We start from the raw sequence: 9,212 nt of genomic DNA on the forward strand, positions 1-9,212 counted from the left end.
GCCGCAGGCCTCCCCCCACCCCTTCCGACCGCTCACCATCCACACAACCGGTGACCCCTCGATGACGCTGTGGTCCGATCATCCTTCGTCCGTAACCCAACTGCCGCGCCGCTCGTTGTGCGGGATGCAGGCTCCCTTTGGACGCGCCCTACCCGAAGCCGCTCACCCGAAAGGGTGGATGTGCTCAAGGAGGGCAACCTTCCGGACACCTTGGGGAGTCGATCGTCATGACGAGAGGAGGTGCCGCCAGTGATCGCGAACGTGACTCCGCACCGGCGGGCGAACGCCTTCGCCCAGGCCCTGGAGGATCGGAACCCGTCGTCCGACCTTTCCGAACCTGACCCGGCGGCCGAGCAGTCCGAGGCACCTGCCGAATCTGCCGACCACGAGCGGTTGTTGGCCCTGGCGAGCGTGCTCGGCGAATTGCCGCGCCCGGTGCTGGACCCCGAGGTCAAAGTGGTGCAGCGGGCGCAGCTCGTTGCCGCCATGGAGGCCATGGTGATGGAGGAGAGGGCCGGAGGCGGTGCCGCTTCGGACCCTCAGGTGCCCGAGCAGCGGGCCGGCCGCGGCGCCCACCGGGCGACCCCGCTCCGGAAATTGCGGCCCCGCTCCCGCTGGTCCAAGGGCATCGCAGCAGGCGGCCTCACCGTGGGTGTGGCCGCGGGGGCCTTCAGCGGAGTCGCCGCTGCCAGCACGGACGCCCTCCCCGGTGACACCCTCTACCCGGTGAAACGGGGCATGGAGGACCTCAAGCTCGGCATGGCCGACGAGGACGCCGACCGGGGCGAGCTCTACCTGGACCAGGCCTCGAACCGCCTGTCGGAGGCGCGCCGGCTGATGGAGCGCGGCCGTACGGGCGTCCTGGACCACGAGTCGCTGGGCGCGATCCGCCGCGCCCTGGACGGCATGAAGCACGACGCGGCCGAGGGCCACCGACTGCTCCAGGCCGCGTACGAGCGGGACGGCTCGCTGGGCCCGATCCAGACGCTGTCGTCGTTCTCCCGCTCCCACCGCGACGCGTGGGGCAGGCTCCGCGACAAGCTCCCCGCCCAACTGGGAGACGTGGGCGGCGAGGTGGAGTCCGTCTTCCAGGCCATAGACGATGACGTGGCGCCCCTCCAGGCCCTCCTCCCGAAGGCTCCGGAGCAGACGCAGGGCAACGGCGGGGCCCCGGCCCGGCCGAGCGCCCCGTCCGGGCAGCAGCAGGCCCCTGCGCCGGGCGCCGGTGCGCCCGGCGCGAGCCAGGCCCCGGCCGCACCGCCCGCCGCCCAGCCGACACCGGCTCCCGGCAGCGGTCTCCTCGGCGGCACCGGCGACTTGCTGAAGCCTCCGGCGGGACAGCCCACACCGGGCTCGACGACGGGATCGCAGGCCCCGCAACCGGAGATCACCCTCCCACCGCTGCTCCCCGGCCTGCTCCCTGGCCTGGGACTGACGGCGGAGGACGCCGAGTAGGGCCCGCCCTGCACGGCGCGAGGTGCCCGGCCCGCACGAGGGACCGGGCACTTCGGCCTGCCCGGCGTCGGCAGGACCGGGGCGTCAGAAGAAGACGGACCTCCGCTGCACCAGCAGCTTGTACAGCGTGTGCTGGATCTGCTCGCGCACCTCGTCCGTCAGGTTGAACATGAGCATCGGGTCCTCCGCCGCCTCCGGCGGATAGCCGTCCGTCGCGATCGGCTCCCCGAACTGGATCGTCCACTTCGTCGGCAGCGGCACGGCCCCGAGCGGGCCCAGCCACGGGAACGTCGGCGTGATCGGGAAGTACGGGAGCCCGAGGAGCCGGGCGAGCGTCTTCGCGTTGCCCACCATCGGGTAGATCTCCTCGGCGCCGACGATGGAGCACGGCACGATCGGGGTGCCCGCCCGCAGCGCCGTCGACACGAACCCGCCCCGCCCGAACCGCTGGAGCCGGTACCGGTCGCCGAACGGCTTCCCTATCCCCTTGAACCCTTCGGGCATGACACCGACGAGCTCGCCCGCCTCCAGGAGCCGCTGCGCGTCCTCCGCGCACGCCAGCGTGTGCCCGGCCTTGCGCGCCAGCTCGCCGACGACCGGCAGCATGAACACCAGGTCCGCGGCCAGCAGCCGCAGGTGGCGCTGCGCCGGATGCCGGTCGTGGACGGCGACCTGCATCATCAGCCCGTCCAGCGGCAGCGTCCCGGAATGGTTCGCCACGATCAGCGCCCCGCCCTCGGCCGGGATGTTCTCGACGCCCCTGACCTCGACGCGGAAGTAGCCGTCGAACAGCGGCCGCATCAGCGACATCAGGACCTGGTCCGTCAGCTCCCGGTCGTAGCCGAACTCGTCGACCTCGTACTCGCCCGTGATGCGCCGCCGCAGGAACGCCAGCCCCGACGCGAGCCGCCGCTCCCAGCCGGGCCCCTCCGCGCCGGCCCGCGGGCCGGGCGGAGCGCCGTCCGTGCCGTCGCGCGGCACCACCCCGGGGGCCGGGCCGCCCGAGGCCGGCGGGCCGGCCTCCGGGCCCCCGTCGGCGTCCGGCTCCGGTGCGGGGCCGGGCACGGCGCGGACGGTGCGCCGGTCGGCGCCGCGCCGCCGCGGCCGGTCCTCGTCGAACGGAATGACCTTGGCGTCCGCCACTATCGCTGCGCTCCCTTGTCGGCTCCGGCAACTCCGGCGTCCAGCATGCCCGCGACCCGGTCCACGACCCGGGCCAGCCGCTCCGGCGGCAGCAGCCCGCTTCCCCGGCCGGCCGCGAAGTCGGCGAACGTCTCGGAGGTCGAGTACATCGGCTTGAAGCCCAACACCTCCCGCATCTGCGCGGTCTCCACGACCCGCCCGTGCGTGAGGAGCCGGATCTGCTCGGGCGAGAACTCGGTGACGCCGACCACCCGCAGGGCGGCCCCCACCCAGCCGACCGCGGGGGGCGCGAGCGGCAGCGTCGGCCGGCCCAGCCGCCGCGCGCACTGCGACAGCAGCAGTACGCCGTCCCCGGCGATGTTGAAGGTGCCGCTGTTGAGGGTGCCCCGGCGCGGCTCCTGCGCCGCGATCCGCAGCACCTCCAGGACGTCCTCCTCGTGGACGAACTGCAGCCGCGGGTCGTGGCCGAGCACGGTCGGCAGGACGGGCATCGAGAAGTACTCGGCGAGAGCCGAGTCCGCGTACGGGCCGAGGATGTTCGCGAACCGCAGGACGCACACCGCGACGTCGGGCCGCCGCCGGGCGAACCCGCGGACGTACGACTCGACCTCGCCGGCGTCCTTCGCGAAACCGGGCGGCGGCTGGGACTTCGGCTGGGTGGTCTCGGTGAAGACGGCCGGATCCCGCGGGGTGCCGCCGTACACGCTGGTGCTGGACTTCACCACGAGCCGGCGCACCGTGGGCGACTTCTGGCAGGCGCCCAGCAGCTGCATCGTCCCGATGACGTTGGTCTCCTTGACGGCGCTGCCGGTGCCCGTCGCGGAACTGCCCCCCGTGACCGCGAGGTGGACGACCGTGTCGACGGCGTGCTCGGCGAGGACCCGCGCCACGGACGACTGCCGGATGTCGGTCCGGACGAACTCGGCGCGCCCGAGGCCGTGCGGCGGCGGGACCGCGTCGACGGCGACGACCCGCTCGACCTCCGGGTCGCGTTGGACCCGCCGTACGAAGCGGCCCCCCAACTGCCGGGCAGCCCCGGTCACGAGCACGACCTTCCCCACGAGCCCCGCGCCTCCCTCGTCGTCCCCGCCCGTTCCCGGCTACACCGCAGCCCCTCCACCAAAGGATGGTGGAGGGGCTGCGGAGAACACGTACAGCTGCCGTTTACTTCTTGTTACGGCGCTGAACGCGGGTGCGCTTGAGCAGCTTGCGGTGCTTCTTCTTGGCCATCCGCTTACGCCGCTTCTTGATAACAGAGCCCACGACTACCCTCGCTCACTTCTCGGAACATCCCCGCGCCCGCGGGGATCGGTGCGGGGCGTCTGGGCCCACACGACCTACGTCGGCCTAGCCTACCCGCCCGAGCTCCGAGCTTGTAATCCGAGGCGACCCGAAGGTGGCCCAAAGGTGTCGCAGGCCCCACTCTCAGGCCGACTCCACCCCCACATAGGACTCTCGGAGGTACTCGTGGACCGCGTTCTCGGGGACCCGGAAGGACCGGCCCACCCGGATTGCGGGCAGATGACCGTTGTGCACCAAGCGGTACACGGTCATCTTCGACACTCGCATCACCGAGGCGACCTCCGCCACGGTCAGGAACTGAACCTCACTGAGAGGCCTCTCGCCAGCAGCCATGACACACCTTGACCTTCCGTGCATGACGGGCACCGGCTTCCCCTCCGGTTACTCCTCGTCGTCGCACGCTCACTCCCCAGATTAGGGGCGCGTGATACGAGTGGGGAAGAGGAGCTACGGCCGCTCCTGCGCGCCCGGCAGACTCGCCCGGTCCAGTAGATACCGCGTGAGCGGTCTGTAGTAGTCCGCGCGCACGCCGTCATCAAGCGGAACCGCCACCGCCACGCGCCCCTCGGCCTCCCCGACGAAGACCGCCGGATCGTCCGTGTCCGCGAGTCCGATCGCGTCCACACCGAGCTGACCTGCACCGCAGACCCACCCGTGGTCCCCGACGACCAGCTGCGGCAGCGGCCCGGGGCCCTCCGCGAGGGCCTCCAGCGCGATCCGAACCGGCAGGGGTGAATGGGTGTGCGCGCCGGTGGCACTCCCGGGGGGCCGCGCGCCGGGTGCTCGCACCAGCGCGACCCCCCGTACGTAATCCAGGCAGTGCGTGCGTACCCCGAACCGGGTCGGGACGTCGATGCGCGCGCCCTGCGCGGGGGTGAGGACGACACAGCCGGCCGCCGACAGGGCCCGGGCCAAACTGGCGTAGAACTCCAGGAGGCGGTGGGGGTGGCCGGTGCCGAACAGGACGGGTTCCCGCGCGGCCGCCGCCGCTCCCAGCCGGTCCGCGAACGCCCGGAGCGCGGCGAGCGTCCGCTCCGGGTCGATCAGGTCCGGGCCGCTGACGTGGGCGGGGTCGGCGGAGACCCCGCATCTGTCCGCCATGAGGTGCAGGAGCTCCCGCTCGCCCCAGCCCGGTTCGGGGTCGAGGCCGAGGAGCGCACGGGGGTCGCCGGCGGCGAACAGCCGGTAGCTGCGCAGGCTCTCCTCGCGGGAGGTCGCGACGGGCCCGGCGAGGCGGGCGGCCAGCAGGTGCGCTCGCAGTGCGCCGGTGCTCAACACCCCTCCGATGCTGCCGCACCGGGCTCGGCGGGGTGCCGGTTCGGGCGGGATTGCGCACAGTTGGCGTAACGATGCTTCACCTGTGCCGCCCGGCGTGCGGGCGGGGCCGCGGGGGGCGGGGTCCGGTCAGGGGAGCATGCCGCGGAGCGGGAACACGGCCCGCCGGGTGGCGAGTACGGCCTGGTCGACGCGGTCGGCCGGGTCGTAGCCGGCGTCCCAGTCCTGCCAGGTGGCGTCCCGTCCGTCGGTCATCCGGCCGGGGGCGAGCTGCCGGGTCCGCGCGTACACCTCGTCGCGCCAGGAGGCGGGTACGGCCGCGGCGGGGTCGACGGGCCGGTGGGCGGCGATCCCGACGAGGTGGGTCCAGGAGCGGGGGACGACGTCGACGACGGCGTACCCGCCGCCGCCGAGGGCGAGCCACCGGCCGCCGGCGTGCTCGTGGGCGAGCCGGTGGCAGGCCTCCTGAACGGCGCGCTGGGCGTCGAGGGACACCGCGAGGTGCGCGAGCGGGTCCTCGAAGTGGGTGTCGGCGCCGTGCTGGGTGACGAGGACCTGCGGCCGGAAGTCGGCGAGGAGTTCGGGGACGGTGGCGTGGAAGGCCCGCAGCCAGCCCTCGTCGCCGGTGCCGGCGGGGAGCGCGATGTTGGCGGCGGTGCCTTCGGCGGCCGCGCCGCCGGTCTCCTGCGGCCAGCCGGTCTGCGGGAAGAGGGTGGCGGGGTGTTCGTGCAGGGAGACGGTCAGGACCCGCGGGTCGTCCCAGAACGCCGCCTGGACGCCGTCGCCGTGGTGGACGTCGACGTCGACGTAGGCGACGCGTTCGGCTCCGAGTTCGAGGAGGCGGGCGATGGCGAGGGCGGCGTCGTTGTAGACGCAGAACCCGGAGGCGCCGCCGGGCATGGCGTGGTGGAGTCCGCCGGCGAAATTGACGGCGTGGCCGGCCTCGCCCCGCCAGAGGGCTTCGGCGGCCGCGACGGACTGCCCGGCGATGAGCGCGGACGCCTCGTGCATGCCGTGGAACGCCGGATCGTCGTCGGTGCCGAGCCCGTACGACCCGTCGGCGGAGGCGGGCTCGGCGGAGGCGCCGCGGACGGCGGCGATGTAGTCCTCCCGGTGCACGAGCCGCAGGGTGGAGTCGCCGGCGGGCGGCGCGGACCGCACCTCCACCTCGCGGTCCAGTCCGAAGGCGCGTACGAGGCCCATGGTGAGGGCCAGGCGCACGGGGTCCATCGGATGGCTCGGCCCGAAGTCATAGCCGGTCACGGCCTCGTCCCACATCACCAACCCGCGGCTGCTCATGCGGGACACCGTATAGGGCACCGCTTGAGCCGAACGAACGGGCGTACAGCAGCGTCACCAGCACGAGGGCCGCCGGTACGAGCATCGCCCCGCGGTGGCTCCATGCGTCGCCGAGCGCGCCGACGAGCGGCGAACCGATCAGGAATCCGGCGTAGTTGAAGATGTTCAGCCGGGCGACGGCCGCGTCGGAGGATCGCGGGTACAGCCGCCCGGCGGCCGCGAAGGTCTGCGGGACGATGACGCACAGCCCGAGTCCGAGGAGCGTGAACCCGGCCATGCCGGTCCAGGGTCCGGGCGCCGCGGCGACGACGGCGAACCCGGCGGCGGCGAGGACCGTCCCGGCCCGTACGACGGCTGCCGCACCGAAGCGGCGCACGCCGAGGTCGCCGGCGGCGCGGCCGGCGAGCGTGGTGGCCATGTACAGGTTGTAGGGGAGCGTGGCGAGCTGCTCGGATCCTCCGAGGACGTCCTGGACGTACTTGGCGCTCCAGTTGGAGACGGTCGCGTCGCCGATGTACGCGCATGTCATCACGGCGCAGAGCGGCAGCAGCGGCCGGAAGCCGCCTGCCCGGGGGGCGTCCTGCGGTGTTCCGCCGGTCGGCGGCGGGGTGTGGCGGCGGCCGGTGTGGAGGGGGCCGGCGGCGAGGATGCCGGGGAGGAGCACGGCGGCCGCGGCGAGGTAGGTCGCGGGCAGCCCGAGGTGCCAGTGGGCGGCGGCCCAGGCGGCGGAGGCGCCGGCGATCCCGCCGAGGCTGTAGGCGGCGTGGAAGCCGAGCATGATGCTGCGGCCGTAGGCGTGCTGGAGGCCGACGCCGAGCATGTTCATCGACGCGTCGAGCGCGCCGACGGCCAGCCCGAACACGGCGAGCGCGGCGGCCGCGTGGCCGAGGGTGCGGCCGGCGCCGACGCCGATGAGGGACAGCAGGACGAGGGGCTGCGACCACCGCAGCACGGCGGCCGGCCCGGCGCTCCGGACGAGGCGCCCGGCGGCAATGCTTCCGGCCCCGGCCAGGACCGGCACGGCGGCGAGGAAGGCCGGCAGCAGCGCGTCGGATATCCCGTACCGGTCCTGGATGGCGGGGATCCGCGTCACGAGGAGCGCGAACGCGACGCCCTGGGCGAGGAAGCAGAACCCGAGGGCGCCCCGCGCACGCCGCAGCCGTGGATCCTCCGTCATGGCGGCACAGCGTACGGCCGGCCCCTACCTGTGGGTAGGGATCTCACACGGGCAGTTCGAGGAGGCCAGGGAGTTCCTTCATGTCGGCGAAGTGGCCGGTGGCGCCGGCGAGCCGTTCGGCGGGCATCATGCCGGTGAACCCGTAGACGTCCATGCCGGCGGCGCGGGCGGCCTGCACGCCGAGGGGGCTGTCCTCGACGACGACGCAGCGGGCGGGCGGCACGCCCATGCTGCGGGCGGCGTACAGGAAGAGGTCGGGGGCGGGCTTGCCGCGGCCGACGTCCTGGGCGCTGAAGACGATGTCGTCGCCGAACCACCGGCTGAGCCCGGCGGCCCGGTGGCCGGCCCGGATCCGCTCGTGGCTGCCGGAGGAGGCGAGGCAGTACGGGGCGCCGTGCGCGGTGAGCGCGGCGAGCACGTCCTCGGCGCCGGGGACGGGGGCCAGTTGGCGTGCGAACGCGGCGAAGGTGCGTGCGTGCAGGGTGTCGTCGAAGTCGTCCGGCAGCCGCTGCCCGGTCCGCTCCCTGACGAGGTCGTGCACCCGGTGCACGGCCGCGCCCATGTAGTCGCGGACGGACTCCTCGTAGGTGGTGGGGTGGCCGAGTTCCGTCAGGTACCCGGCGAGGATGGTGTTGGCGACGGGCTCGCTGTCCACGAGCACACCATCGTTGTCGAAGATGACGAGGTCATAGCGCATCCCCCCAACGTAACCGCACCCCTGATGCCCTGCGGATACGCTGGCCGCCACCACCAGGAGGCGCCCGTGGCCGACTTCACCCCCGAGCAGGTCCGCCGTCTGCACGACTTCGCGGAACGACTGGCGGCCCTGGCCGACCAGCAGGAGGACCGGTGGAAGGTGGAGACCGCCGAAGGCCGGATCTGCCTCACGATGGTGGAGCCGACGGCTCCCCGCGGTCTGAACGTCGTCCGGCTGCGCCGGCAGATCGAGGCGCAGACCCAGGAGGTCATCGCGCTGAGCGACACGATCATGGGGGATCCGGAGACCGGGCTGACGAAGGTTCCCGACCTGATGGTGATCGCGGAGGAGGACGTCGACGACACCGCGAAGGTCGTGAACTGGCGGGACGTCATGCTGGTGGTCGAAGTCGTATCGCGGACCAACTCCCTGACGGACATCCGCGACAAGCTGCTGGACTATCCCAAGATGGGGGTGCCGCTGTACGTCGTGGTGGATCCCCGCAAGGACAGGAAGACGGTCACGGTTCACAGCGATCCTTCGCCGGGCCCCGACGGGCTCCGCTACCGCAAGGAAGTCCCGTACGCCTTCGGTGCCACCGTCACCGCCGGCCGGTGGTCCCTCGACACGACGTCGCTGAAGAGCTATCCCGCCGAATGGTGAGGGCGGGTGTGCAATCTTCCCCGAAACGCAGGAAAGCCCCGCACCAGAGCTGGTGCGGGGCTTTCCCACAATGATTGTTCGGCGGCGTCCTACTCTCCCACAGGGTCCCCCCTGCAGTACCATCGGCGCTGAAAGGCTTAGCTTCCGGGTTCGGAATGTAACCGGGCGTTTCCCTAACGCTATGACCACCGAAACACTATG

General features: G+C 72.9%; 9 protein-coding genes, 1 rRNA gene and 1 pseudogene. 2 read left to right on the forward strand and 9 right to left on the reverse strand.

What is annotated here, in order from left to right; genetic code table 11:
* Positions 1 to 249: 249 nt before the first annotated feature.
* A complete protein-coding gene (locus EF903_RS22360) occupies positions 250 to 1,455 on the forward strand; it encodes a DUF5667 domain-containing protein (RefSeq protein ID WP_125545894.1) in 1,206 nt (401 codons plus the stop codon).
* Positions 1,456 to 1,539: 84 nt separating this feature from the next.
* Here the strand turns inward: EF903_RS22360 and EF903_RS22365 are convergent, their stop codons facing one another.
* From EF903_RS22365 to EF903_RS22400, 8 genes and pseudogenes are all read right to left on the reverse strand, one after another.
* Entirely contained in the window at positions 1,540 to 2,598 is a 1,059-nt protein-coding gene (locus tag EF903_RS22365; RefSeq protein WP_125545896.1) for a lysophospholipid acyltransferase family protein, read from the reverse strand.
* A pseudogene (locus tag EF903_RS22370) lies at positions 2,598 to 3,662 on the reverse strand (NAD-dependent epimerase/dehydratase family protein); the annotation flags it as partial. The gene EF903_RS22365 and the pseudogene EF903_RS22370, both read right to left, overlap by 1 nt.
* Positions 3,663 to 3,762: 100 nt before the next feature.
* Entirely contained in the window at positions 3,763 to 3,861 is a 99-nt protein-coding gene (locus tag EF903_RS22375) for a 30S ribosomal protein bS22 (RefSeq protein ID WP_003948845.1), read from the reverse strand.
* Between the two features lie 162 nt (positions 3,862 to 4,023).
* On the reverse strand, positions 4,024 to 4,233 hold the full coding sequence (locus EF903_RS22380; RefSeq protein WP_008738568.1) for a helix-turn-helix domain-containing protein: 210 nt from the start codon (positions 4,231 to 4,233) through the stop codon (positions 4,024 to 4,026).
* Positions 4,234 to 4,347: 114 nt separating this feature from the next.
* Entirely contained in the window at positions 4,348 to 5,178 is an 831-nt protein-coding gene (locus EF903_RS22385) for a phosphatase (protein WP_125545900.1), read from the reverse strand.
* 126 nt (positions 5,179 to 5,304) lie between these two features.
* Positions 5,305 to 6,474 (reverse strand): acetoin utilization protein AcuC, encoded by a 1,170-nt coding sequence (locus EF903_RS22390; RefSeq protein ID WP_260615789.1) that lies wholly within the window; start codon positions 6,472 to 6,474, stop codon positions 5,305 to 5,307.
* Positions 6,425 to 7,651: an MFS transporter gene (locus EF903_RS22395; protein WP_125545902.1), complete on the reverse strand. Its 1,227-nt coding sequence runs from the start codon at positions 7,649 to 7,651 to the stop codon at positions 6,425 to 6,427. The genes EF903_RS22390 and EF903_RS22395 overlap by 50 nt, the downstream gene beginning before the upstream one ends.
* A gap of 43 nt (positions 7,652 to 7,694) precedes the next feature.
* Positions 7,695 to 8,348 carry an HAD family phosphatase gene (locus EF903_RS22400; protein WP_125545904.1) on the reverse strand — a complete coding sequence of 218 codons (654 nt, stop codon included), beginning with the start codon at positions 8,346 to 8,348 and terminating at the stop codon, positions 7,695 to 7,697.
* Between the two features lie 66 nt (positions 8,349 to 8,414).
* Between EF903_RS22400 and EF903_RS22405 the strand changes: the two genes are divergently transcribed.
* The gene (locus EF903_RS22405) at positions 8,415 to 9,011 is read left to right on the forward strand and encodes a Uma2 family endonuclease (RefSeq protein ID WP_185902772.1); all 597 of its coding nucleotides are present in this window, start codon (positions 8,415 to 8,417) and stop codon (positions 9,009 to 9,011) included.
* A 76-nt stretch (positions 9,012 to 9,087) separates the two neighbouring features.
* Here EF903_RS22405 and rrf read toward each other — a convergent pair.
* Positions 9,088 to 9,204: ribosomal RNA gene (gene rrf / locus EF903_RS22410) — 5S ribosomal RNA — on the reverse strand.
* Positions 9,205 to 9,212: the final 8 nt, after the last annotated feature.

The sequence above is a fragment of the Streptomyces sp. WAC05292 genome (assembly GCF_003949955.1).
Classification (GTDB): domain Bacteria; phylum Actinomycetota; class Actinomycetes; order Streptomycetales; family Streptomycetaceae; genus Streptomyces; species Streptomyces globosus.

What these genes read in the sequence shown, in the direction of transcription:
- EF903_RS22380 (WP_008738568.1), bottom strand. Translation starts at nt 4,233, where the DNA reads ATGGCTGCTGGCGAGAGGCCTCTCAGTGAGGTTCAGTTCCTGACCGTG.
- EF903_RS22390 (WP_260615789.1), bottom strand. Translation starts at nt 6,474, where the DNA reads ATGAGCAGCCGCGGGTTGGTGATGTGGGACGAGGCCGTGACCGGCTAT.
- EF903_RS22395 (WP_125545902.1), bottom strand. Translation starts at nt 7,651, where the DNA reads ATGACGGAGGATCCACGGCTGCGGCGTGCGCGGGGCGCCCTCGGGTTC.
- EF903_RS22400 (WP_125545904.1), bottom strand. Translation starts at nt 8,348, where the DNA reads ATGCGCTATGACCTCGTCATCTTCGACAACGATGGTGTGCTCGTGGAC.